General features: G+C 54.4%; 16 protein-coding genes. 11 read left to right on the top strand and 5 right to left on the bottom strand.

Annotation, left to right across the window (positions count from 1 at the left end; all coding sequences use genetic code 11):
* Positions 1 to 201: 201 nt before the first annotated feature.
* From FDW88_RS06440 to yegQ, 9 genes are all read left to right on the top strand, one after another.
* Complete coding sequence (locus FDW88_RS06440) at positions 202 to 1,449, top strand: MdtA/MuxA family multidrug efflux RND transporter periplasmic adaptor subunit (protein WP_137362237.1); 1,248 nt, start codon at positions 202 to 204, stop codon at positions 1,447 to 1,449.
* A complete protein-coding gene (locus tag FDW88_RS06445; RefSeq protein ID WP_137362238.1) occupies positions 1,449 to 4,571 on the top strand; it encodes an MdtB/MuxB family multidrug efflux RND transporter permease subunit in 3,123 nt (1,040 codons plus the stop codon). The genes FDW88_RS06440 and FDW88_RS06445 overlap by 1 nt, the downstream gene beginning before the upstream one ends.
* Positions 4,572 to 7,652 (top strand): multidrug efflux RND transporter permease subunit MdtC, encoded by a 3,081-nt coding sequence (gene mdtC, locus FDW88_RS06450; RefSeq protein ID WP_137362239.1) that lies wholly within the window; start codon positions 4,572 to 4,574, stop codon positions 7,650 to 7,652.
* On the top strand, positions 7,649 to 9,061 hold the full coding sequence (locus tag FDW88_RS06455) for an MFS transporter (protein ID WP_137362240.1): 1,413 nt from the start codon (positions 7,649 to 7,651) through the stop codon (positions 9,059 to 9,061). Before mdtC ends, FDW88_RS06455 begins: the two co-directional genes overlap by 4 nt.
* Positions 9,061 to 10,464 (top strand): two-component system sensor histidine kinase BaeS, encoded by a 1,404-nt coding sequence (gene baeS, locus FDW88_RS06460; protein WP_096756568.1) that lies wholly within the window; start codon positions 9,061 to 9,063, stop codon positions 10,462 to 10,464. The genes FDW88_RS06455 and baeS overlap by 1 nt, the downstream gene beginning before the upstream one ends.
* Positions 10,461 to 11,183, top strand: a complete 723-nt coding sequence (baeR, locus tag FDW88_RS06465; RefSeq protein WP_115258084.1) for a two-component system response regulator BaeR — start codon at positions 10,461 to 10,463, stop codon at positions 11,181 to 11,183. The genes baeS and baeR overlap by 4 nt, the downstream gene beginning before the upstream one ends.
* A gap of 79 nt (positions 11,184 to 11,262) precedes the next feature.
* On the top strand, positions 11,263 to 13,371 hold the full coding sequence (locus tag FDW88_RS06470) for a DUF4034 domain-containing protein (protein WP_137362241.1): 2,109 nt from the start codon (positions 11,263 to 11,265) through the stop codon (positions 13,369 to 13,371).
* Positions 13,371 to 14,084 (top strand): tetratricopeptide repeat protein, encoded by a 714-nt coding sequence (locus FDW88_RS06475; RefSeq protein WP_168246948.1) that lies wholly within the window; start codon positions 13,371 to 13,373, stop codon positions 14,082 to 14,084. The genes FDW88_RS06470 and FDW88_RS06475 overlap by 1 nt, the downstream gene beginning before the upstream one ends.
* 95 nt (positions 14,085 to 14,179) lie before the next feature.
* Positions 14,180 to 15,541: a tRNA 5-hydroxyuridine modification protein YegQ gene (gene yegQ, locus FDW88_RS06480; protein ID WP_115258081.1), complete on the top strand. Its 1,362-nt coding sequence runs from the start codon at positions 14,180 to 14,182 to the stop codon at positions 15,539 to 15,541.
* 246 nt (positions 15,542 to 15,787) lie between these two features.
* Here the strand turns inward: yegQ and clpA are convergent, their stop codons facing one another.
* Entirely contained in the window at positions 15,788 to 18,064 is a 2,277-nt protein-coding gene (gene clpA, locus FDW88_RS06485; RefSeq protein ID WP_137362242.1) for an ATP-dependent Clp protease ATP-binding subunit ClpA, read from the bottom strand.
* Between the two features lie 29 nt (positions 18,065 to 18,093).
* Complete coding sequence (gene clpS, locus FDW88_RS06490; RefSeq protein WP_003036810.1) at positions 18,094 to 18,414, bottom strand: ATP-dependent Clp protease adapter ClpS; 321 nt, start codon at positions 18,412 to 18,414, stop codon at positions 18,094 to 18,096.
* A 322-nt stretch (positions 18,415 to 18,736) separates the two neighbouring features.
* Between clpS and cspD the strand changes: the two genes are divergently transcribed.
* Entirely contained in the window at positions 18,737 to 18,961 is a 225-nt protein-coding gene (gene cspD / locus FDW88_RS06495; protein ID WP_096756563.1) for a cold shock-like protein CspD, read from the top strand.
* Between the two features lie 84 nt (positions 18,962 to 19,045).
* On the opposite strand, the gene macB is transcribed toward cspD, so the two are convergent.
* Positions 19,046 to 20,992, bottom strand: a complete 1,947-nt coding sequence (gene macB, locus FDW88_RS06500; RefSeq protein ID WP_137362243.1) for a macrolide ABC transporter ATP-binding protein/permease MacB — start codon at positions 20,990 to 20,992, stop codon at positions 19,046 to 19,048.
* Positions 20,989 to 22,104, bottom strand: a complete 1,116-nt coding sequence (macA, locus tag FDW88_RS06505) for a macrolide transporter subunit MacA (RefSeq protein ID WP_137362244.1) — start codon at positions 22,102 to 22,104, stop codon at positions 20,989 to 20,991. The genes macB and macA overlap by 4 nt, the downstream gene beginning before the upstream one ends.
* Positions 22,105 to 22,273: 169 nt before the next feature.
* Here macA and FDW88_RS06510 point away from each other — a divergent pair, with 169 nt between their 5' ends.
* Positions 22,274 to 23,221 carry a VirK/YbjX family protein gene (locus tag FDW88_RS06510; protein ID WP_115258078.1) on the top strand — a complete coding sequence of 316 codons (948 nt, stop codon included), beginning with the start codon at positions 22,274 to 22,276 and terminating at the stop codon, positions 23,219 to 23,221.
* Here the strand turns inward: FDW88_RS06510 and FDW88_RS06515 are convergent.
* Positions 23,218 to 24,876: an ATP-dependent endonuclease gene (locus FDW88_RS06515; RefSeq protein ID WP_096756559.1), complete on the bottom strand. Its 1,659-nt coding sequence runs from the start codon at positions 24,874 to 24,876 to the stop codon at positions 23,218 to 23,220. The two genes, FDW88_RS06510 and FDW88_RS06515, sit on opposite strands and share 4 nt — an antisense overlap.
* Positions 24,877 to 25,187: the final 311 nt, after the last annotated feature.

Raw genomic sequence — 25,187 nt, forward strand, 5'->3', positions numbered from 1 at the left:
TCCTTTTGCCTTGTCCGCACTCTAGCGCACTCTTTCGCGTTGGCGATTTTCACCGCCCATTGTTGCGTAACGCCTCGCAAAGCCGCGCCGCCATTCAGACGAATCCCGACAGTGTTTCATAATTCCTCCATCTTTCGCCCTTGATCGCTGGCTAAACTAGTATCATTACGCGAAACGTTTCAGGATGAGAAACTTATAACAATGAAAGGCAGTAACAAATCCCGCTGGGTGATAGCAATCGTGACCGTCGTGGCGGCCATCGCCGCATTTTGGTTCTGGCACAGTCGCAGTGAATCTCAGGGGAATGCCCCCGGTGCAACCGGGCAAGCACAGCACGCCGCAGGCTCAGGGCGTCGCGGAATGCGTTCTGGTCCGCTAGCCCCCGTGCAGGTTGCCACCGCCAATGAACAAGCCGTTCCACGTTACCTGACGGGACTGGGCACCGTGACGGCCGCGAATACCGCAACGGTTCGCAGTCGGGTAGACGGTCAGCTCATCGCGTTACACTTTCAGGAAGGACAGCAGGTCAAAGCCGGCGACCTGCTGGCTGAAATAGACCCCAGCCAGTTCAAAGTCGCCCTTGCCCAGGCGCAGGGACAGTTAGCCAAAGATACCGCTACGCTGGCAAATGCCCGTCGCGACCTGGCCCGCTATCAGCAACTGGTGAAAACCAATCTGGTCTCCCGTCAGGAACTGGATGCTCAACAGGCATTGGTGAACGAAACGCAAGGGACGATCAAAGCCGATGAAGCCAGCGTCGCCAGCGCCCAGTTGCAGCTCGACTGGAGTCGCATCACCGCCCCTGTCGATGGCCGTGTCGGCCTGAAACTGGTCGACGTAGGTAACCAAATCTCCAGCGGTGATACCACCGGGATTGTCGTCATTACGCAAACCCATCCTATCGACCTGATCTTCACCTTGCCAGAAAACGATATTGCGACCGTGCTACGGGCGCAAAAAACGGGCAACCCGCTGAAGGTCGAAGCCTGGGATCGCACCAATTCGCAGAAACTCAGCGAAGGCGTACTGCTGAGCCTCGACAACCAGATTGATGCCACCACCGGCACCATCAAAGCGAAGGCTCGCTTCAACAATCAGGATGACACGCTGTTTCCGAATCAGTTCGTTAACGCCCGTATGCTGGTCGCCACCGAGCAAAACGCCATCGTAATCCCCACTGCCGCCTTACAAATGGGCAATGAAGGTCACTTTGTCTGGGTGCTGAATACAGAGAATAAAGTCAGTAAACATCTGGTCAAACCGGGCATTCAGGACAGTCAAAAAGTGGTGATTACCGCCGGGCTGTCGGCGGGCGATCGCGTCGTCACCGACGGTATTGACCGCCTGACGGAAGGGGCAAAAGTTGACGTTGTGGAGGCGCATAGCACCACGGCCACAAACGATAAAGCCACCGCACGCGAGTACGGCAAAAAAGGAGCACGCTCCTGATGCAGGCGTTACCTCCGGACAACACCGGCGGCCCATCCCGCCTGTTTATTCTGCGCCCTGTTGCCACCACGCTGCTGATGGTGGCGATTTTACTCGCCGGGATTATAGGCTATCGCTTCCTGCCCATCGCAGCGTTGCCGGAAGTGGATTACCCGACCATTCAGGTGGTGACACTCTACCCTGGCGCCAGCCCGGATGTGATGACCTCCGCCGTGACTGCTCCGCTTGAGCGCCAGTTTGGGCAGATGTCGGGTCTAAAACAGATGTCCTCACAAAGCTCCGGTGGTGCATCCGTGGTGACATTGCAGTTTCAGCTCACGTTACCGCTGGACGTCGCCGAACAGGAAGTCCAGGCCGCGATTAATGCCGCCACCAATTTATTACCGAGCGATCTGCCCAACCCACCGGTGTACAGCAAAGTGAACCCGGCAGATCCGCCGATCATGACGCTGGCGGTGACCTCTACCGCCATGCCCATGACGCAGGTGGAAGATATGGTCGAAACCCGCGTGGCGCAGAAAATCTCTCAAGTCTCCGGCGTGGGCCTGGTTACACTGTCTGGCGGGCAACGTCCCGCCGTGCGCGTAAAACTTAACGCACAGGCCATTGCCGCGTTAGGGCTGACCAGCGAAACCGTCCGCACCGCCATCACCGGCGCCAACGTCAATTCAGCCAAAGGTAGCCTGGATGGCCCGACGCGCGCCGTCACCCTGTCAGCCAACGACCAGATGCAGTCTGCCGATGAGTATCGTCAGTTAATCATTGCCTATAAAAACGGTGCGCCAGTGCGCCTCGGGGATGTCGCAACCGTCGAGCAAGGGGCGGAAAACAGCTGGCTGGGCGCGTGGGCCAATAAGCAACAAGCTATCGTGATGAACGTTCAGCGCCAGCCTGGTGCGAACATTATCTCCACCGCGGACAGCATTCGCCAGATGCTGCCTGCGCTAACAGAAAGCCTGCCAAAATCGGTCAATGTCACGGTGCTTTCGGATCGTACAACCAACATTCGTGCTTCCGTTTCCGACACCCAGTTTGAACTGATGCTGGCGATTGCGCTGGTGGTGATGATCATTTACCTGTTCCTGCGCAATATACCGGCCACGATTATTCCCGCGGTCGCCGTACCGCTATCGCTGATAGGTACCTTTGCGGTAATGGTATTCCTCGATTTCTCGATCAATAACCTGACGCTGATGGCGCTGACCATCGCCACGGGGTTTGTGGTCGATGACGCGATTGTGGTTATCGAGAATATTTCGCGCTATATCGAAAAAGGGGAAAAACCGCTGACCGCCGCCCTTAAAGGCGCAGGCGAGATTGGTTTTACTATCATCTCATTGACGTTTTCCCTGATTGCAGTGCTGATCCCGCTGCTGTTTATGGGCGATATCGTCGGGCGATTATTCCGCGAGTTCGCCGTCACGCTGGCGGTGGCGATTTTGATTTCCGCCGTCGTATCACTGACGCTCACGCCAATGATGTGCGCCCGCATGCTCAGCCAGGCGTCATTGCGCAAGCAAAACCGCTTCTCCCGTGCCTCGGAAAGAATGTTCGAGCGCGTCATTGCCGGGTACGGTCACTGGCTGGCAAAAGTGCTTAACCACCCGTGGCTGACGCTTGGCGTCGCGCTCGGCACGCTGGCATTAAGCGTGATGCTGTGGATCTTTATCCCGAAGGGCTTCTTCCCGATCCAGGATAACGGCATTATTCAGGGCACGTTGCAGGCACCGCAGTCCAGCTCATTTGCCAGCATGGCTCAACGCCAGCGTCAGGTCTCTGATGTGATCCTTAAAGACCCGGCAGTAGAAAGCCTGACCGCGTTCGTCGGCGTTGATGGCACCAACCCGGCGCTGAACAGCGCGCGCCTGCAAATTAACCTTAAGCCGCTGAATGAACGCGATGACCGCGTGCAAAAAGTCATCGCTCGCCTGCAGGATGCAGTGGATAACGTGCCCGGCGTCGATCTCTATCTTCAGCCTACCCAGGATCTGACCATTGATACGCAGGTGAGCCGCACCCAGTATCAGTTTACGCTGCAGGCCACCTCGCTGGACGCTCTCAGCACCTGGGTGCCGCAGCTACTGGAAAAACTGCAGCAGTTGCCACAACTGTCTGACGTCAGCAGTGACTGGCAGGACCAGGGACTGGTGGCGTATGTAAATGTTAATCGCGACAGCGCCAGCCGTTTAGGCATCAGCATGGCAGATGTCGATAACGCGCTGTATAACGCTTTCGGACAGCGGCTGATTTCAACCATCTACACCCAGGCAAACCAATATCGGGTGGTGTTGGAACATGATACCGCCAGTACGCCGGGGCTTTCCGCGTTGGACTCCCTTCGCCTGACCAGCAGCGACGGCGGGATCGTCCCGCTTAGCACCATCGCCAGCATTGAGCAGCGTTTTGCCCCGCTGTCGATAAACCATCTCGATCAGTTCCCGGTCACCACCATCTCGTTCAACGTGCCAGATGACCACTCGCTGGGCGATGCGGTAGAGGCAATACTGCAGGCGGAAAAAACGCTGGACCTGCCGTCAAGTATTACCACCCAGTTCCAGGGCAGTACGCTGGCCTTCCAGGCCGCGCTCGGCAATACCATCTGGCTGATTGTGGCAGCGGTCGTCGCGATGTATATCGTGCTCGGTGTGCTGTATGAGAGCTTTATTCACCCAATCACCATTCTCTCCACGCTGCCGACGGCGGGCGTCGGGGCACTGCTGGCGTTGATGATTGCCGGTAGTGAACTGGACGTTATTGCGATCATCGGTATTATTTTGCTGATCGGTATCGTCAAGAAAAACGCCATCATGATGATCGACTTTGCCCTTGCCGCTGAACGCGAACAGGGGATGGCACCGCGCGACGCTATATTCCAGGCGTGCCTGCTGCGTTTTCGCCCGATCCTGATGACCACGCTGGCGGCTCTGCTGGGAGCATTGCCGCTGATGTTAAGTACCGGCGTGGGCGCTGAGTTACGCCGCCCATTAGGTATTGGTATGGTCGGTGGACTGCTGGTCAGTCAGGTATTAACCCTGTTTACCACCCCGGTGATTTACCTGCTGTTTGACCGACTGTCGCTGTACGTGAAAAACCGCTTCCCGCGTCAGGAAGAGGACGCGTAAATGAAATTTTTTGCTCTCTTCATCCATCGTCCGGTAGCGACTATTCTCCTTTCCGTCGCCATTACCCTGTGCGGCATTCTGGGCTTTCGCCTGTTACCGGTCGCGCCGCTGCCGCAGGTAGATTTCCCGGTGATCATGGTCAGCGCCTCGCTGCCGGGAGCATCACCTGAAACCATGGCGTCATCCGTCGCAACGCCGCTGGAACGATCGCTTGGGCGTATCGCGGGCGTGAATGAAATGACGTCAAGCAGTTCGCTTGGCAGCACGCGCATTATTCTTGAGTTTACGTTTGATCGCGACATCAACGGCGCGGCGCGGGACGTTCAGGCGGCCATTAACGCCGCCCAAAGCCTGCTGCCCAGCGGAATGCCCAGTCGGCCAACGTACCGAAAGGCCAATCCATCCGATGCGCCTGTCATGATCCTGACGCTAACCTCGGATACTTATTCTCAGGGCGAATTGTATGATTTCGCCTCGACACAGCTGGCGCAGACCATCGCGCAAATTGACGGCGTTGGCGACGTCGACGTCGGCGGCAGCTCCCTGCCCGCCGTGCGCGTTGGCCTGAACCCGCAGGCGCTGTTTAACCAGGGTGTCTCTTTGGATGACGTGCGTAGTGCGATCAATAGCGCCAACGTGCGTCAACCACAGGGCGCGCTGGAAGATGAAACCCGCCGCTGGCAGGTGCAAACCAACGATGAGCTCAAAACTGCGGCAGAATATCAACCGTTGATTATTCACTACAACAACGGTGCGGCCGTACGTCTGGGTGACGTCGCCTCTATCACTGACTCGGTGCAGGACGTGCGTAACGCCGGGATGACCAATGCCAAACCGGCCATTCTGTTGATGATCCGCAAACTCCCGGAAGCCAACATCATCCAGACGGTGGACAGCATCCGGGCCAAATTGCCAGAGTTACAAACGCTGATCCCGGCCACCATTGATTTGCAAATTGCCCAGGATCGTTCGCCGACCATTCGTGCGTCGCTGGAAGAAGTGGAACAGACGCTGATTATCTCCGTGGCGCTGGTTATCCTGGTGGTGTTTGTTTTCCTGCGCTCCGGGCGCGCGACGCTGATCCCCGCCGTAGCAGTGCCCGTCTCGCTGATTGGCACGTTTGCCGCCATGTATCTGTGTGGATTCAGTCTGAACAACCTGTCGCTAATGGCGCTGACCATTGCCACCGGGTTTGTGGTCGATGACGCCATCGTGGTGCTGGAAAATATATCCCGGCACCTGGAAGCGGGAATGAAGCCGCTCCAGGCGGCATTACAAGGCACGCGCGAAGTCGGATTTACGGTACTTTCCATGAGCCTGTCGCTGGTGGCGGTGTTCCTGCCGCTGCTGTTAATGGGCGGTCTGCCGGGACGATTACTGCGGGAATTTGCCGTGACCCTGTCGGTTGCCATCGGGATTTCACTGCTGGTCTCGCTGACGCTCACGCCAATGATGTGCGGATGGATGCTCAAATCCAGCGCCCCACGAGAACAGTCTCGTAAGCGAGGATTTGGCCGGGTGCTGGTTGCCTTGCAACAAAGTTACGCCACCTCGCTGCGGTGGGTGTTACGCCATACCCGAATGGTGGGCGTGGTATTACTGGCAACCATTGCGCTCAACGTCTGGCTGTATATTTCCATCCCCAAAACCTTTTTCCCGGAGCAGGACACCGGCGTCCTGATGGGGGGGATCCAGGCCGACCAAAGCATTTCGTTTCAGGCCATGCGCGGGAAGTTGCAGGATTTTATGAAGATCATCCGTGACGATCCAGCTGTGGACAACGTCACCGGTTTTACCGGCGGCTCCCGTGTTAACAGCGGCATGATGTTTATTACTCTGAAGCCGCGCGCAGAGCGCCAGCAAACCGCTCAGCAGGTGATCGACAGGCTGCGCGTGAAGTTGGCCAAAGAGCCGGGGGCGAACCTGTTTCTGATGGCGGTACAGGATATTCGCGTCGGGGGACGGCAAGCCAACGCCAGCTACCAGTACACGTTGCTGTCGGACGATCTTGCCGCATTACGGGAATGGGAACCGAAAATCCGTAAAGCGTTAGCCACCCTGCCCCAACTGGCTGACGTCAACTCCGATCAGCAGGACAACGGTGCAGAGATGAGTCTGACCTACGATCGTGACACCATGTCACGTCTGGGGATCGACGTCGAAACCGCCAACAGCCTGCTGAATAACGCCTTTGGTCAGCGGCAAATATCGACCATCTACCAGCCGATGAACCAGTACAAAGTGGTGATGGAGGTCGACCCGCGCTACACCCAGGACATCAGCGCGCTGGATAAAATGTTTGTCATTAATAGCGATGGCAAAGCCATCCCGTTGTCGTACTTTGCTAAATGGCAACCGGCGAACGCCCCGCTGTCGGTGAACCATCAGGGGCTGTCTGCCGCCTCAACCGTGTCGTTTAACCTGCCGACCGGCGCATCACTTTCTGAGGCCACAGAAGCCATTAACCGGACCATGACCCAGCTTGGCGTCCCGTCAACGGTGCGCGGCAGTTTTGCCGGTACGGCACAGGTTTTTCAGGATACGATGAACTCGCAGGTGATCCTGATTATCGCCGCCATCGCCACGGTCTACATCGTGCTGGGTATGCTGTATGAAAGCTACGTTCACCCGCTTACGATCCTCTCAACGCTGCCTTCTGCCGGGGTGGGTGCGCTACTGGCACTGGAATTGTTCAATGCCCCGTTCAGCCTAATCGCCCTGATAGGGATCATGCTATTAATTGGCATTGTGAAGAAAAACGCCATCATGATGGTCGACTTTGCGCTTGAGGCGCAGAGAAATGGCAAGCTGACGCCGGAAGAAGCCATTTTCCAGGCCTGCCTGCTGCGTTTTCGTCCCATCATGATGACCACGCTGGCAGCACTCTTTGGCGCGCTGCCGCTGGTGCTATCAGCTGGCGACGGTTCGGAACTGCGCCAGCCGTTGGGGATAACTATCGTCGGCGGGCTGGTAGTGAGCCAACTGCTGACGCTGTACACCACCCCGGTGGTGTATCTCTTTTTCGACCGTCTGCGGATGCGTTTTTCGCGTAAAAACAGCAACCCGGTAGCAGACTTATGACAGAACTTCCCGACAGCACCCGCTGGCAGCTTTGGATTGTGGCGTTCGGCTTTTTTATGCAATCGCTGGATACCACCATCGTCAATACCGCGCTGCCTGCAATGGCCAAAAGCCTCGGCGAAAGCCCGTTGCATATGCATATGGTCATTGTGTCGTATGTCTTAACTGTGGCGGTGATGCTGCCCGCCAGCGGCTGGCTGGCAGACAAGATCGGCGTACGTAATATTTTCTTCACCGCCATCATCCTGTTCACGCTGGGATCGCTGTTTTGCGCCGGGTCCAGCACGCTCAATGAGCTGGTAATGGCCCGCGTGTTACAAGGCGTCGGCGGTGCGATGATGGTGCCGGTCGGCAGGCTGACGGTGATGAAGATTGTCCCGCGCACACAGTATATGGCGGCCATGACCTTCGTCACCTTACCGGGGCAAATTGGCCCGTTGCTCGGCCCGGCATTAGGCGGCATTCTGGTGGAGTATGCGTCCTGGCACTGGATTTTCCTGATTAACATTCCCGTCGGCATTATTGGGGCAATAGCCACCTTAATGCTGATGCCTAACTACACGTTGCAAACCCGGCGCTTCGATCTTTCGGGATTTATGCTGCTGGCCGTTGGTATGGCGGCACTGACGCTGGCGCTGGATGGCAGTAAAGGCAGCGGGATCTCGGACATTACGCTGGCGGCGCTGGTTATCTGCGGCGTGCTGGCAATCCTTCTGTATATCAGACACGCCAGCAACAACTCGCGCGCATTGTTCAGTCTGCATCTGTTTCGCACCCCCACTTTCTCATTAGGCCTGCTTGGCAGTTTTGTCGGGCGCATTGGTAGCGGAATGTTACCGTTTATGACGCCGGTGTTTTTGCAGATTGGGCTGGGCTTTTCGCCGTTTCATGCCGGGCTGATGATGATCCCGATGGTACTGGGCAGCATGGGCATGAAGCGTATTGTGGTTCAGGTCGTCAACCGGTTTGGTTATCGTCGGGTGCTGGTTGCCACCACGCTGGGCCTGTCGCTGGTCTGCCTGTTGCTGATGACGACCGCCCTGCTCGGCTGGTATTACGTGCTGCCCTTCGTGCTGTTTTTACAAGGCATGGTCAACTCCACCCGTTTTTCATCGATGAACACCCTGACCTTAAAAGACTTACCTGACGATCTCGCCAGCAGCGGTAACAGCCTGCTGTCGATGATCATGCAGCTGTCGATGAGTATCGGGGTAACCATCGCTGGCCTGCTGTTGGGCATGTTTGGTCAACAGCATATCGCTCTCGACAGCGGCAGCACCCATACCGTCTTTATGTATACCTGGCTGTGCATTGCCCTGATTATCGCGCTGCCAGCGATGATTTTTGCCCGCGTGCCAAACGATACGCAAACCAACGCGGTGATTTCACGGCGTAAAAGGAGCAACTGATGAAGTTATGGCGACCCGGAATAACCGGCAAACTGTTTCTGGCGATTTTTGCCACCTGCATTGTGCTACTCATTAGCATGCACTGGGCCGTACGGGTAAGCTTCGAACGCGGATTTATTGACTACATCAAACACGGCAATGAACAGCGGCTACAAATGCTGAGCGACGCGCTGGGCGAACAATATCAGCAACATGGCAACTGGCGGTTTCTGCGCAATAACGATCGTTTTGTTTTTCAGATCCTGCGTTCTTTTGAACACGACAACAACGATGACAAGCCAGGCCCCGGTATGCCGCCGCACGGCTGGCGTACCCAGTTTTGGGTCATCGACCAAAACGCCCGCGTGCTGGTCGGCCCACGTGGTCCGGTTCCCGGCGACGGCACGCGCCGCCCAATCACAGTTAACGGGATCGAAGTGGGTGCCGTCATCGCGTCGCCCGTAGAACGCTTAACGCGTAATACAGATATTAATTTCGATAAACAGCAGCGCCGTACCAGTTGGCTGATCGTCGCGCTCTCCACTATCCTGGCAGCGCTGGCTACGTTTACACTGGCGCGTAGTCTGCTGGCCCCCGTCAAGCGTCTGGTGGACGGCACGCACAAGCTGGCCGCGGGGGATTTCACCACCCGCGTTGCCCCCACCAGTACCGATGAACTGGGCAAACTGGCGCAGGATTTCAACCAGTTGGCCAGTACGCTGGAAAAGAACCAGCAGATGCGCCGTGATTTTATGGCCGATATTTCTCACGAACTGCGCACGCCGCTGGCGGTGTTGCGCGGCGAGCTGGAAGCGATTCAGGATGGCGTTCGCCAGTTCACTCCAGATTCGGTGGCCTCTTTACAGGCCGAAGTGGGCACGCTGACCAAACTGGTGGACGATCTCCATCAGCTCTCAATGTCAGATGAAGGCGCCCTGGCCTATCAAAAAACCTCCCTGGATCTGATCCCGTTACTGGAAGTCGCAAGCGGCGCGTTTCGCGAGCGTTTTGCCAGCCGCGGACTGACAATACAACTCTCGCTGCCGGACAGCATGACGGTGTTTGGCGACCGGGATCGTCTGATGCAACTGTTCAATAACCTGCTGGAAAACAGCCTACGTTATACCGACAGCGGCGGCGGTCTGCGTATTTCCGCCGAACAGCGCGAGCGCCAGGTCTTACTGACCTTCGCCGATTCAGCCCCGGGCGTAAACGATGCACAGCTGCAAAAACTGTTTGAGCGATTTTATCGCACCGAAGGTTCGCGTAACCGCGCCAGCGGAGGCTCCGGTCTGGGTCTGGCGATTTGCGTCAATATTGTTGAGGCGCACAATGGGCATATCCGCGCCGCCCATTCGCCTTTTGGCGGGGTAAGCATTACAGTAGAGTTACCGCTGGAACGCGATTTACAGAGAGATGTATGACAGAGTTACCCATTGATGAAAACACGCCGCGTATTCTGATCGTGGAAGATGAACCCAAGCTGGGACAATTGCTTATCGACTACCTGCGTGCCGCGAGCTATGCCCCGACGCTCATCAACCACGGTGACCAGGTTTTACCGTACGTGCGCCAGACGCCACCCGATCTGATTTTGCTGGATCTGATGCTGCCAGGCACTGACGGCTTGACCCTATGCCGGGAAATTCGACGTTTCTCTGAAGTGCCGATCATGATGGTCACCGCCAAAATCGAAGAAATTGACCGTCTGTTGGGACTGGAGATCGGTGCCGATGACTACATCTGTAAGCCCTACAGCCCGCGCGAAGTTGTCGCCCGCGTGAAGACAATACTGCGCCGCTGTAAACCCCAGCGCGAACTGCAGCAACTGGATGCTGCCAGCCCGCTGATTGTTGATGAAGGCCGTTTTCAGGCGTCATGGCGCGGGAAGATGCTCGACTTAACCCCGGCGGAGTTCCGCCTACTGAAAACGTTGTCGCATGAGCCGGGAAAAGTCTTCTCCCGCGAGCAGTTGCTTAACCATCTCTATGATGACTACCGGGTCGTGACCGATCGCACCATCGACAGCCATATCAAGAACCTGCGGCGCAAACTGGAGTCGCTGGACGCCGAACAGTCGTTTATCCGCGCAGTGTACGGCGTCGGGTATCGTTGGGAAGCGGATGCCTGTCGGATAGCGTAATTAAAAAAATCTCACGCTTCGCAGTTATAGGCTACAGTGTAGGGAATTTACACCTACATCGTAGCCAAAAGGACTGTCCATGGTTCAGGATGAACGCATACTCAACGCAATGCGTGAGATGTGCAATAGCAAACTGCCGCATACTGACGAGCAACGCGTCTGGCATATCGCCAATATTCCCGCACTGCTGCGCGAAGCGCGCTACGATGAGCTCGACGCCCGCTTCAACCAGGCGCTGACGGACAGCTTCACCAGCCGTGAAGCTGAAAAGCGTTACTTCCTCGCCTGGACCCAAATGTGCAACCGTTTTTATGATATGGATGCTCTCGTCGATGCAGGTCCGCAAGGATTAGCTCTCATCAAAGCCTGGCAGCACGCCCGCCCGCGCTCGACTCACGCCTGGCTTGCCGAAGCCCAGTTCTGGAACCACCGCGCGTGGCTTTACCGTAGCTATGGTTGGGCAGAGGAGACGTCTGCCGCAATGTGGGTTTGCGCCGGGGCCTGCAACGAGCGAATGGTCATTGCCGCATTGAATGCTATCGATTGCGAGCCACGCCAGTGGATGGTTGCCTTATTAACCAGCACCAACACAAAAGTCTTCGGTCAACCCGACTGGTTAATTGAATTTCTTGAGGGTACCGATTTCACCGGGCAACCGCTGATGCTGGTGTTAGCCAAATATCATCAGCATTCGCCGCAGGAAATGGAAACGCTGATGGCCTTTTCCGGGCTTTCTCTGGAAGATGCAGCGTGCCCAAATCTACCGCGTCCAGCGGTACTGCCGAATTGCAAGGGCGATGCCGAGGCTGAATACTGGCTCTCTGTGTGTCTGGCTATTTTTCCGCGCGCATTTTACGCGCTGGATGAATACATTCCATTTCAGATGCCACGCTGGGGTGGTTCACACGAGGGCATTCGTGAATTTCTGGCCTCACCAACCTGCGGCCATCTTTGTGCCGCCGAGCGCGAGCATCTGGAATTATTAATCTGGTGGGACACCTGTCGCGATTTGCGTATTAAGGAACTCGAGTACCCACCGGAACGGGAAACGTTTATCGCCAAAGCCGAAGATATTGCCCAGCGGGCGCATAGCCAAAGTTCTCGTCATCATGCGCTGGAGTGGCTGTTAACCTGCTATAACGATCTGAGCGATCTCGACGCCCTGTGGTATACCATTCAACGTGCGGTCGCGGAAAACCTCAAGCTGAGTCATTACTACACCGTGTACGCGCTAAAATTTGCGCTACGCGACTTCCCGGACACCTGGTGGATTTATAATTTCTTGCACCAGAACGCCAGGCAAACCGAGTTTTACGCCGCCAGAATCTACAGCGGCTATTTCCAGTACGCGGGATTATTCGGGTTTGAAAAAGATGAAGCACAGGGTATTGCCGTACTCGATAGCGTAGCTGCACTGGAATATAACAATAACTGGCAGTCAGCCATCAAAGATATTGACTGGCTCGATCTCCCGCAGCATTTTGCCTTACTGGCAGAGCTGGGTGCTCAGAGAAACCTGCCCTGCGCCTACTACTTGCAGGCCCTCGAATACAATAACCCAGACAACAATAGCCTGCTTCCTTATGATCCCGTTACCGCGCTAAATTATTTTCAGCGTGCAGCGGAGATTTTGCACCAACAGGTCGCGCTGCAAGAGAAGACCCCCTATCGACTGGTCGTTAACGCCGGATACCACGCGTATCAACATGACCTGCAGGATATTCACAGCAAAATCGCCGATTGCTACGAACGTTTAGCCCAGCAAGAAACCCATGCCGGCATGCGTTCCGTTTACGAAAAAAACCTGCTTGATAATTTACATCAGGCCGATCGGTTCGGTTCGAAACAAGCCTGGAGCGTCTTCCTGCTGAAACTTCGCGAGGTAAACGATTTTACCCTGGCGCATTCCTATCTGAACATCCTGGAGGAAGAAGGCTACAACGGTACGGCGGAAGCCATGGTGACGCTGTCGTGGCTGTATGGTAATAAACACGACAAGAAACTGTTCAACATGAAAGCCAGTGCGCGCTGGGCCTATTTCTTTATTACGCTTTTCCCGGATCACGCGTTATTTACTGAATTATCTCCGCTACATTTCGATACCCTCGCGAAACGCTGTCGCTTTGCCTGGCATACCTCGAAAATTGCTGATTCAGAACTGCCGAATAAAGATATATGGAACAGATAATGCGCTTAATATTACTCTCCTTCTGCCCTCTGTTGCTGCTTTGCACGCCTGCCAGAGCAGAAATCACCGAGCAGCAGTTGCAAGCCGACTGCGCGAAAGTCCCTACCTACGCCAGCCAGGGTGAGCAGTTCTATAAAGCCAGGAACTATGCCAAAGCGCGTGAAGCCTTTGAAAAACAGGTGACCTGGAGTGAAGGTTGTCAGCTTGATGATAAAACCGTGGCGACAGCCTATAACAACGTGGCGCTAACCTGGATGCGTCAGGGTGAATGGCGCAAAGCGCAAGCCTGGCTGACCATTAATCCCAACGATGCCAAATCAATCTACAACCTAGGGCTTATCAAAGAGAAGTTAGCCGCATTGCCTAAAAGCGATTCCCCTGCCGGGGAGTACTGGAACTACGCCGGTCTGGCAACCTGGGAAACGCTGATTGTTAAACCTACAGAGAAAAAATCAGACTTTCAGGTTGATTTCCAAGGGTATTATTTCGGCATGATGGCCCTCTATTACGGACCAAACATCGGTGAATTCTCAGAACTGGTCACGCTGAAAAACAATAAAGGCGTGATTGCACTCAGAGAGAGTGACTACATCCACTGCGATATCTCGCTGACGGTCACACCTGAAGGCATCGACGCCAGTACCGACGATCCGCAAAACTGCGGCTTCGGTATGTACGTGCGCGCCGACGGGCACTATCTGCGGGTTGATTGAACCCGCAAGGTTTACTGTCTCCTCGCGCAGCGCTACAATGCCCGCCCTTAATATGGGGGCACTCCCCTAACCGCCTCACCGAGAACGAGAAAATTATGTTTAAACCGGAACTCCTTTCCCCGGCGGGAACGCTGAAGAACATGCGTTACGCTTTTGCCTATGGCGCAGATGCCGTCTACGCAGGCCAACCACGTTACTCCCTGCGCGTACGCAACAACGAATTCAACCACGAAAACTTACAGCTCGGCATCAATGAAGCCCATGAACTGGGTAAAAAATTCTATGTAGTGGTCAACATTGCACCACACAACGCCAAGTTGAAAACCTTCATTCGTGACCTGAAGCCGGTGGTGGAAATGGGGCCGGATGCATTAATCATGTCCGATCCAGGTCTGATTATGTTGGTGCGCGAAAACTTCCCGGACATGGATATTCACCTGTCAGTACAGGCGAACGCCGTAAACTGGGCGACGGTAAAATTCTGGAAACAGATGGGGCTGACCCGCGTGATCCTGTCCCGTGAACTGTCACTGGAAGAAATTGAAGAGATCCGCACCCAGGTGCCGGATATGGAGCTTGAAATCTTCGTTCACGGCGCACTGTGCATGGCCTACTCCGGCCGCTGCCTGCTCTCCGGCTACATCAACAAGCGTGACCCAAACCAGGGAACCTGCACCAATGCCTGCCGCTGGGAATACAACGTGCAGGAAGGCAAAGAAGATGTGGTGGGTAACATCGTGCACAAGTACGAGCCTATCCCGGTACAAAACGTTGAGCCGACGCTGGGTATTGGCGCGCCAACGGATAAAGTGTTTATGCTCGAAGAAGCCCAGCGTCCGGGCGAGTACATGACCGCGTTCGAAGACGAACACGGCACCTACATCATGAACTCCAAAGATTTACGCGCCATTGCCCACGTTGAGCGCCTGACCCAAATGGGTGTGCACTCGCTGAAAATCGAAGGTCGCACCAAGTCTTATTACTACTGCGCACGTACCGCGCAGGTGTATCGTAAAGCAATTGACGATGCCGCCGCCGGTAAACCGTTCGATCCGCAGCTGCTGGAAACGCTGGAAGGCCTCGCGCATCGCGGTTATACCGAAGGTTTCCTGCGTCGCCATACGCATGACGACTATCAGAACTACGAATATGGTTTCTCCGTTTCCGAACGCCAGCAGTTTGTCGGTGAATTCACCGGTGAGCGTAAAGGTGAACTGGCTGCGGTTATCGTGAAAAATAAATTCACCGTCGGCGATAGCCTGGAGCTGATGACCCCGCAGGGCAACGTCAATTTCACGCTCGAGCAGATGGAAAATGCCAAAGGCGAAGCGATGCCTGTGGCGCCGGGCGACGGTTACACCGTCTGGATGCCGGTCCCGGAAGATATCGATCTGAATTATGCATTGTTAATGCGTAATTTTGCCGGTGAGTCCACGCGCAACCCGCATGATAAGTAGTTAGTTACGGTTATTTTTCAGCGTTCGGAAGATTCTTAGAAATCGATCACATACCGTTTCGTTCAATAAGGGTATTATCCTTTTCGCTGAAAAACATAACCCATAAATGCTAGCTGTACCAGGAACCACCTCCTTAGCCTGCGTAATCTCCCTTACGCAGGCTTATTTTTTGCGTGTAATCTACCTTTCCGAAAACCAGGCGAAAAAAAACCGGGCATTACGCCCGGTCTGTGAAGCGATAGAAGATTAATGTGCGGCTTCTGGCTTGTGCTTTTGTGCACTCTGGAAGCCATAGGTCAGCTCATTTTTCTCTTTATCCAGCGCTACGGTCACCTGACCTCCATCGACAAGCGAGCCGAACAACAGTTCGTTAGCCAGTGGTTTCTTCAGGTTATCCTGAACTACACGCGTCATCGGACGTGCGCCCATTGCACGGTCATAGCCTTTCTCTGCCAGCCAGTCACGCGCTTCCTGACTCACTTCCAGAGAGACGCCTTTCTGATCCAACTGCACCTGAAGCTCAACAATAAATTTATCGACCACCTGATGGATTACCTCGGTAGAGAGGTGATCGAACCAGATAATGTTGTCGAGACGGTTACGGAATTCCGGCGTAAATACTTTTTTGATTTCCCCCATCGCATCAGTGCTGTTGTCCTGATGAATAAGGCCAATCGATTTACGTTCGGTTTCACGCACCCCGGCGTTGGTGGTCATCACCAGCACCACGTTGCGGAAATCCGCTTTGCGCCCGTTATTGTCGGTCAGCGTACCGTTGTCCATCACCTGCAGCAGCAGGTTGAAGACATCCGGGTGCGCTTTCTCAATTTCATCCAGCAGCAGCACCGCGTGCGGATGCTTAATGACCGCATCGGTCAGCAACCCCCCCTGGTCATAGCCGACATATCCCGGAGGCGCACCAATCAGACGGCTGACGGTGTGGCGTTCCATATACTCAGACATATCAAAACGCAGCAGTTCAATGCCCAGCGCTTTGGACAACTGCACCGTCACTTCGGTTTTCCCGACACCGGTCGGACCGGCAAACAGGAACGATCCCACAGGTTTGTGCTCGTGGCCCAGGCCAGCACGGCTCATCTTGATGGCTTCGGTCAGCGCCTCAATGGCTTTATCCTGTCCGAATACCAGCATTTTCAGACGGTTACCCAGATTCTTCAGCGTATCGCGATCGCTTTGCGACACGCTCTTCTCCGGGATCCGCGCTATGCGGGCTACCACGGACTCGATATCCGCCACGTTGACGGTTTTCTTACGCTTACTGATCGGCATCAGACGCGCACGCGCGCCCGCTTCATCGATCACGTCAATCGCTTTATCCGGCAGGTGACGATCGTTGATGTATTTCACCGCCAGTTCCACCGCCGCACGTACCGCTTTGGCGGTGTAGCGAACGTCATGGTGCGCTTCGTATTTCGGTTTCAGCCCGTTGATGATCTGCACGGTTTCTTCCACCGACGGTTCCGTAATATCAATTTTCTGGAAGCGACGCGCTAACGCACGGTCTTTCTCGAAAATGTTACTGAACTCCTGGTAAGTGGTTGAGCCAATCACGCGGATCTTACCGCTTGAGAGCAGCGGTTTGATCAGGTTTGCCGCATCCACCTGGCCGCCCGATGCCGCACCCGCACCGATAATGGTGTGGATCTCATCGATAAACAGAATGCTGTTAGTATCCTGTTCCAGCTGTTTCAGCAGCGCTTTAAAGCGTTTTTCGAAATCCCCGCGGTATTTGGTGCCCGCCAGCAGCGAACCAATATCCAGAGAGTAAAGCGTGCAGTCGGCCATCACTTCCGGCACATCGCCCTGGACAATACGCCAGGCCAGACCTTCGGCAATCGCGGTTTTACCGACGCCAGACTCACCGACCAGCAGCGGGTTGTTTTTACGACGACGGCACAGTACCTGAATAGCCCGCTCCAGCTCTTTTTCGCGGCCAATGAGCGGGTCAATCCCACCCACGCGAGCGAGCTGGTTAAGGTTAGTGGTGAAGTTCTCCATACGATCCTCCCCGCCAGCTTGCTCTTCGTTATTTGGCTGATTACCGGAGTCAGCAGACTGACTCGGTTCGTCTTTGCGCGTGCCATGAGAAATAAAATTCACCACGTCCAGTCGGCTAACTTCATGCTTGCGCAGCAGATAGGCCGCCTGGGATTCCTGCTCGCTGAAGATGGCAACCAGTACATTGGCGCCCGTCACTTCATTACGCCCCGAGGACTGAACATGGAAGACCGCGCGTTGCAGAACACGCTGAAAACTCAACGTCGGCTGCGTGTCGCGCTCTTCTTCGCTCTCAGGCAATACGGGAGTGGTTTGTTCAATGAAGGCTTCGAGTTCCTGACGGAGCGCCACCAGGTCCACAAAACACGCTTCCAGCGCTTCGCGGGCCGATGGGTTACTGAGCAACGCCAGTAACAAGTGCTCGACGGTCATAAACTCATGTCGGTGCTCGCGCGCTCTGGCGAAAGCCATGTTTAAACTGAGTTCCAGTTCTTGATTGAGCATAGGCACCTCCCCCAATGTTTATGCCTGATTCAGGCTTTTTCCAGCGTACATAGCAACGGATGCTCGTTCTCCCTCGCATATTTGTTCACCATCGCCACTTTGGTCTCAGCCACTTCGGCGGTAAATACGCCGCAAATAGCCTTACCTTGATAGTGAACAGCAAGCATCAGTTGCGTTGCACGTTCTACATCATAAGAAAAGAATTTTTGTAACACGTCAATAACAAACTCCATCGGAGTGTAATCATCATTGACTAATATCACTTTATACATAGATGGCGGTTTTAGCGCGTCGCGCAATTTATCTTCCGCCAGCAGATCGAAATCCAGCCAGTCGTTCGTCTTACCCATTGTCAGTCGTCATCTTCAGTTACGGTTACCGGCAGAATAACTTGCCGCTGACAAGAGCCTATGCGCACAATCAATCTACCTCAATTATTAGATAACTATCATCTATCAGTGTCATCCGCGACATCTGTCACATATCCGACAATAGCGTTAACTGCTTCAAATTTTGATGCATTTTTACCCGATTCCGCCCGTCTGGCGCTTGACGCCCCGCCTGATTTCTCTAAATTGTAGTCTCGAGAGTTGGCGAGGTTTTGAACAGCCCCCACTCCGCCACCGGTTCATTCCATCTTACTTATATAAGATTTACGAAGGATGTCGAAGTATGGAAACGGGTACTGTTAAGTGGTTCAACAATGCCAAAGGGTTCGGTTTCATCTGCCCTGAAGGCGGCGGCGAAGATATCTTCGCTCATTACTCCACCATTCAGATGGATGGTTACAGAACGCTAAAAGCCGGACAATCTGTCCAGTTTGATGTCCACCAGGGTCCAAAAGGCAATCACGCCAGTCTTATTGTGCCCGTGCTTGAAGCAGAAGCTGTCGCATAGCTCTTCTGTCTCATTGTGTACATCCTGCAGACAAAATGCCAGCCCCCAGAGCTGGCATTTTTATTTCTTTTTCAATACAACACGTTATTCCCGCGCCAGGGCATCCACCGGGTCCAGCCTTGCCGCGTTGCGCGCCGGGAGCCAGCCGAACAAAATCCCGGTCGCCGTTGAACACAGGAAAGCCGTCAACAGGGCGAAAGGTGAGAATCCGATTTCCCAACCGGGCAGGAAAAGCTGTAGCGTGAAAGCAATCAGCATCGATAAACTGATACCGAGCGCCCCACCAACGAGACACACCAGCACCGCTTCAATCAAAAACTGCTGCAGTACATCACTGGCGCGCGCGCCAACCGCCATACGAATGCCAATCTCACGCGTTCGTTCGGTGACGGAAACCAGCATAATATTCATCACACCGATCCCGCCCACCACCAGCGAAATGACCGCCACCAGCGTCAGGAACAGCTGTAAGGTACGCGTGGTTTTTTCAGCGGTTTTCAGAACGCCATCCATATTCCAGGTGAAGAAATCTTTTTTACCATGCCGCAACGACAGCAGTCGGGTAAGCTGTTGCTCCGCCTGAGTGCTGTCAAAACCTTCCTTCACGCGAACGGTAATAGAGTTCAGCCACGATTGCCCCATAATGCGCCCGGACATGGTGCTGTAAGGCAGCCAGACCCGCAGAATTTTGCTGCTGCCAAACATCGACTGCTTCTCTTCCGCCACGCCAATCACGGTGGCCGGCATATTGCCGACCAGCACGACCTCACCCACCACCTTCGCTTTATTCGGGAACAACTGGCGTCGGGTGTTACTGTCCAGCACCACCACCTGCGCCCGACCATTTAACTGCTCGGTGTTAAAGGTATTTCCCTCGCTGAACGTCATACCATAGACATTGAAGTAATCGCCGCTCACGCCATTAGCGCTGGCTGCCACGTCGATGTTGCCATAACGCAGCCGTAGGCTCTTCGACACGGCAGGCGTCACGGAGCTGACCCACGGTTGCTTCTGAATCGCCGTCAGATCGTCATACTTCAGCGCTTGCTGATATTGCGGGTCATCGTCACCAAAATCTTTGCCGGGATAGATATCAATTGTGTTGGTGCCGATAGCGCGAATATCGGCCAGTACCAGCTGTTTTGCTGCATCGCCGACCACCACAATCGACACCACCGACGCGATACCAATAATGATGCCCAGCATAGTGAGCAACGTACGCATCTTGTTGGCAGCCATGGCCAGCCAGGCCATGGTCAGCGCCTCGCGAAAACCACTGACAAACTGACTCCAGCCGGATGCCGTCGTTACCGTAGGTTCGGTTATGCCGTGTCCGCTGGCTGTTTTGTGCGACGGTGGATTGCGCACAATTTCACCGTCACGAATTTCAATCACCCGTTCAGCCTGCGCCGCAACCTGCGGGTCGTGGGTGACAATAATCACCGTATGCCCGCGATCGCGCAGCTGATGCAGAATGGCCATCACCTCTTCGCCGGAATGGCTGTCCAGCGCACCGGTAGGTTCGTCTGCGAGAATGACCTGTCCGCCGTTCATCAGCGCACGCGCAATACTGACGCGCTGCTGCTGGCCACCGGAAAGCTGGGAAGGTTGATAATCCACACGATCGCCCAACCCCAGGCGCTGCAGTAACGCGTGTGCCCGCGCCAGACGCTGCTTGCGTTCGGTTCCGGCATAGACCGCTGGCACCTCCACGTTTTGCGCCGCCGTTAAATGCGAGAGCAAATGATAGCGCTGAAAAATAAAACCGAAATGCTCGCGCCGCAGTTGCGCTAACGCATCACTATCGAGCGTGGAGACGTCACGCCCCGCAACCCGATACGTGCCGCTGGAAGGCTTATCCAGACAGCCGAGGATATTCATCAGCGTCGATTTCCCCGAACCAGACGCCCCGACAATCGCCACCATTTCACCCGCCTGGATGCTCAAAGAGACGTCCTTTAGCACCTCTACCTGCCCTTCGCCTGACGGGTAGCTGCGGCGGATATGGCTCAGCTCAAGCAACGCCGTCATTGTGCCGCTCCGGGTTTCGCCTCGCTGATGATGACTTCATCACCCTCTTCCAGCCCTTTGACGATTTCCACATCGGTATCGTTACGGGCACCGATAGAAACTTCGCGCTCGCGGGTTTCGCCGTTGCGCAGCAGCCTGACGTTATAGCGGTTGTCGCCAACAGGCTCGCCCAGCGCCGCCAGCGGGATGGTCAGGACGTTTTTGACGTCCGTCAGTTGGATATGTACCTGCGCGGTCATATCCAGGCGCAGGATCCCTTTCGGGTTGGGTACTTCGAAGCGGGCATAGTAGAAAATCGCATCATTCACTTTCTCAGGCGTCGGCAGCACATCTTTGAGCGTACCTTCGTAGCGCGTCTGCGGATCGCCCAGCACGGTAAACCAGGCTTTTTGCCCTGGATGCAGGTGAATGACATCTGCCTCGGAAACCTGGGCTTTAACCAGCATGGTGCTCATGTCAGCCAGCGTAAGAATGTTAGGTGCCTGCTGGGCGGCGATCACGGTTTGCCCCTGCAGGGTGGTAATTTGCGTCACTTCGCCAGCCATTGGCGCCACAATACGGGTGTAGTCGAGGTTCGTTTTTGCCGTATCAAGAGAAGCCTGATTACGCTTAATTTGTGCATCAATGGTGCCAATTTGCGCCTGTTTGACCGCCATCTGCGTGGCTGCTGTATCGAGATCCTGCTGCGAAACCGCCTGCGTTTTCGCAAGCTGTTGCTGGCGAGAAAGCGTCACCCGCGCCAGTTTCCACTCGGCCTCGGCCTGCATACGTTGGGCACGTAATTCCATCAGCGTGGCTTCGACTTCTTTGATCTGGTTTTGCGCCTGCTCAGGATCAATAGCGCCAAGCAGCTGATCTTTTTTAACTTTATCGCCAATCGCCACGGACAGCGTTTTTAACTGCCCGCTCACCTGCGCCCCGACGTCAACTTTACGCAGCGCATCCAGCTTCCCGGTTGCCAATACACTTTGCTGAAGATCGCCGGGTCGCACAATTAATGTTTGATATTGCGGCAATGGCGCATTAAGCGTTCGCCAAAGTGCAATTACCGCCACAATAATGATGACGGCGAAGATAAAATAGCGTTTTTTGATTTTTCCCTTGAGCTTCATAAATGTCCCAATTTCCCCAAAACGTCCACCAGAGTGGAGTGTTAAACGTCAACGATAAATAAATAGCCGTTGAAAAGCGCCAAGAATAACAGAGTTATTGATGAATGGTTAAGATCCGCTGTGCTGAAATTACTACAAATACGCCTCAGGCTTCCATCGGATTTATATTATGAGTCAGCTAACTGAAAGCACTTTTCATTCCAGCAATCCTGTCACCAGCTTTAACCTTTTTTACAGCCTAAGCCGTGGTCAATTACGTCCCGGGCAATGCTGGGATAAACGGAGTTTTCGCCGTAAGTTTATCTGGCGTTCTTTACTAATACCCCACCTCACCCGAGAATGGATGACTGAACTGGCTCAGTGGCCGGATCTTGATAGCCTGCTCACCCGCCAGCCCCGACTCCCAGTTCGTTTACATCGCCCTTACCTTGCCGCTAACTTCGATCGTAAAATGCGCTTAGATGCCGTGCGTTTTCACTATCATGTTATCCGCCAGACATTTTTACCTGCTGAATTTAAAGCATTGTTAAGTAATAGCGGCTTACAACTGGCACAAATTAAAGGCAAAGACGACGAAATATTTACCGTCACCATGATGATGTTCCCGGTACTGGACAAAGAGGGAGAAAGTACCATTCTGGTACAAAATGGCGCTGGAGATGTTCTGACTAAAATAACCTTTACGTTCTGCGAATATCACGGAAAAAGTACGCTTTTTATTGGTGGCATGCAGGGCAATTCACAATTGCCTCACGAGACAACACAAAAAGCAACGAAGTCCTGTCACGGAATTTTCCCAAAACGGATTGTGATGGAAGCGATTTGTCGTTTAGCCGAACGGTTGAATATAGAAAACGTGATGGCTGTCAGCAATGAACAGCATATCTTTCGCAGCCCACGTTACCATGATAAAAATAAGGTTATCCTCTCCGACTATAATGCGTTTTGGGCGTCGGTTGGCGGTGAATGCGACAGCCGCGGGTATTACCATATTCCGCGCACGCTGGCACGAAAAAGCGAGTCGGAGATTGCCAGTAAGAAGCGGGCGGAATATCGCCGCCGCTATCAATTACTGGACACTATCCACGAACAGCTGTCGCTGATGTTCCGCCACTAATCAGCACGTCCGCGTGCCAGCCACAGCACGCGCGAAAACATTTTTCGCAGCAGGGTGGGAACGGCATCAACACCGCGCCGCCCTGCTTCCATCGCCACTTCAATCGCCAGATCCGGTTTTGACGAACGATGAATCGCTTTGGAGATAATTTTACGCATATTCATCGGCACGTTTTCCGGAATTTGTGCCACCCGGTGAAAGACGTCTGAGAAGCCCTGGCGATACATAAAGTGCTCCATATCCAGCGCGGGCAGCATTGTCAGGTGATCGCGTTCTTCTTCACGGTCGTTACTCAGCAGACTGCGTACGGTGGCGGCATATTTTTTCCCGGCCTCATCGCCATCAACCAACACGTGCCACTCTATTCCCATCCGCCGGGCAAATTTCACCAGCGGCTTAAGCCCGGACTGGGCAAATTCAATCACTTTAATCCCTTCGGCATCAAAGTGATGACCGCACTGACGGGCCAGTTCGTTGATCACCCAGGTTTCCGTTTCGCCTTCCACCAGCAGCCAGCAGCGGGCAAATAATGACGATGCGCGATTAAAGCGAATATGAAAGGCAATCCGCCGCCCGTCTTCCGCGCTCAGACCGCCAGGTCCCAGACGCCAGGCGGCGACACGGGAAGATTCACGCACCAGGCGCACCACATGTTCAACGGGGGTAAGCGACAGCAATTCACCGGAGTTGGTGGTCGCCACACGCTGCAGAGGTAACAGATTCAGCAACTGCCAGGCCACTGACAACATGATGGGGTGCAAACGCGTTTCCGGATCTTCGACCAACAGCAAAGGACGGGCGTCTTTGTCCAACCTGAGCGTACCTTTGGCCTGGAGCAGCGTTGAAAACAGCCCCAGCAGGATCACGCGATGCGTACGTCCGCCAGGCTTATCAATCATCCGGTTGATAATATCCAGATAGCGCCAGCTACGCTGCTCATTATTGGAACGCCGACGCATCAGACGATAGCGAGACTGGCCCGCACCTTGTTCAGAAAAGTAGTGTTCCAGCAGTTGTACCATCGCCGACAGCCCCTGGCGGATCTGGCCGTCCGTCAGATTTTGTGGCCGGGTTGCCAGTTCACGCGCCAGGAAATCCAGCTGGCGGGCGGTCACTTCGACTTCCGCAATATTCGGCACCGTGCCGTTGCGGATACGCCGCATAAAGCGCGCATCGCGCAGTCGCAACACCGGCATCAGACGCACGAGGTGGCAAGCCAGGTCGTTAATATTGTCGAGCGCGAGCGGACGCCCTTCGCCATCAAGGAAACTGCGCAGCGTCAGGACGCTACCGTCATCCGCACACTCGCCCTCCAGACGATAGAAAATACGGTGATAGTCATCGTGACAGGGAGACCAGCAGGCTTCCAGCGGACGATAGCGGCGCACCCGATGACGCCCCGGCTGCGATTCACGAAAAGTAAGAATAATATGTAGATGATGTTCCCGGCCCTGGATATCGCCCGGCGGAAACCAGAAGTCTTCACGGTCAAAATGATACAAGTCCGATTCCGGTGACAGCAGCAAGGTCAGTGCATCCAGCAGGCTGGACTTACCCCACGCGTTCTCCCCAATCAGCACGTTGTTCTGCTCCAGCATCAACGACAGCCGATTAATACCACGAAACCCAACAATCTCAACGCGTTCGAGAATCATATAGCCTCCGGAAATGCTAACTTTTTCCTTCAAGTTATCAGGAGTATAGCGTCAAGCTGGCGTGCAGAACACCTGAGATCGCACAGACAGAAATTAGAACAATAAAAAAAATAAGAATATTCTTCTTTAAATTCACGCCAGATATTATTACAGGGGACAACCATTTGCTTTTCGCTAATTGAACTATGCTGTATTCACCTCAACACCAAAAAGGATTCACATCATATTGCCTTAAATCAAATTTTTTCATTAATTTAAGTGGCAAAGGGATGATATTTTTTTCTAGGGAAGGTGCGAATAAGCAGGTCATT

The organism is Citrobacter sp. wls829 (genome assembly GCF_005280825.1).
GTDB classification, from domain to species: domain Bacteria; phylum Pseudomonadota; class Gammaproteobacteria; order Enterobacterales; family Enterobacteriaceae; genus Citrobacter; species Citrobacter gillenii.

Bases quoted from the DNA above. Each gene is read 5' to 3' on its own strand.
- clpA (WP_137362242.1), bottom strand. From the start codon at position 18,064: ATGCTCAATCAAGAACTGGAACTCAGTTTAAACATGGCTTTCGCCAGA.
- baeS (WP_096756568.1), top strand. From the start codon at position 9,061: ATGAAGTTATGGCGACCCGGAATAACCGGCAAACTGTTTCTGGCGATT.
- FDW88_RS06470 (WP_137362241.1), top strand. From the start codon at position 11,263: ATGGTTCAGGATGAACGCATACTCAACGCAATGCGTGAGATGTGCAAT.
- FDW88_RS06455 (WP_137362240.1), top strand. From the start codon at position 7,649: ATGACAGAACTTCCCGACAGCACCCGCTGGCAGCTTTGGATTGTGGCG.
- baeR (WP_115258084.1), top strand. From the start codon at position 10,461: ATGACAGAGTTACCCATTGATGAAAACACGCCGCGTATTCTGATCGTG.
- FDW88_RS06445 (WP_137362238.1), top strand. From the start codon at position 1,449: ATGCAGGCGTTACCTCCGGACAACACCGGCGGCCCATCCCGCCTGTTT.
- clpS (WP_003036810.1), bottom strand. From the start codon at position 18,414: ATGGGTAAGACGAACGACTGGCTGGATTTCGATCTGCTGGCGGAAGAT.
- macB (WP_137362243.1), bottom strand. From the start codon at position 20,992: ATGACGGCGTTGCTTGAGCTGAGCCATATCCGCCGCAGCTACCCGTCA.
- cspD (WP_096756563.1), top strand. From the start codon at position 18,737: ATGGAAACGGGTACTGTTAAGTGGTTCAACAATGCCAAAGGGTTCGGT.
- macA (WP_137362244.1), bottom strand. From the start codon at position 22,104: ATGAAGCTCAAGGGAAAAATCAAAAAACGCTATTTTATCTTCGCCGTC.
- FDW88_RS06515 (WP_096756559.1), bottom strand. From the start codon at position 24,876: ATGATTCTCGAACGCGTTGAGATTGTTGGGTTTCGTGGTATTAATCGG.
- FDW88_RS06440 (WP_137362237.1), top strand. From the start codon at position 202: ATGAAAGGCAGTAACAAATCCCGCTGGGTGATAGCAATCGTGACCGTC.
- yegQ (WP_115258081.1), top strand. From the start codon at position 14,180: ATGTTTAAACCGGAACTCCTTTCCCCGGCGGGAACGCTGAAGAACATG.
- FDW88_RS06510 (WP_115258078.1), top strand. From the start codon at position 22,274: ATGAGTCAGCTAACTGAAAGCACTTTTCATTCCAGCAATCCTGTCACC.
- FDW88_RS06475 (WP_168246948.1), top strand. From the start codon at position 13,371: ATGCGCTTAATATTACTCTCCTTCTGCCCTCTGTTGCTGCTTTGCACG.
- mdtC (WP_137362239.1), top strand. From the start codon at position 4,572: ATGAAATTTTTTGCTCTCTTCATCCATCGTCCGGTAGCGACTATTCTC.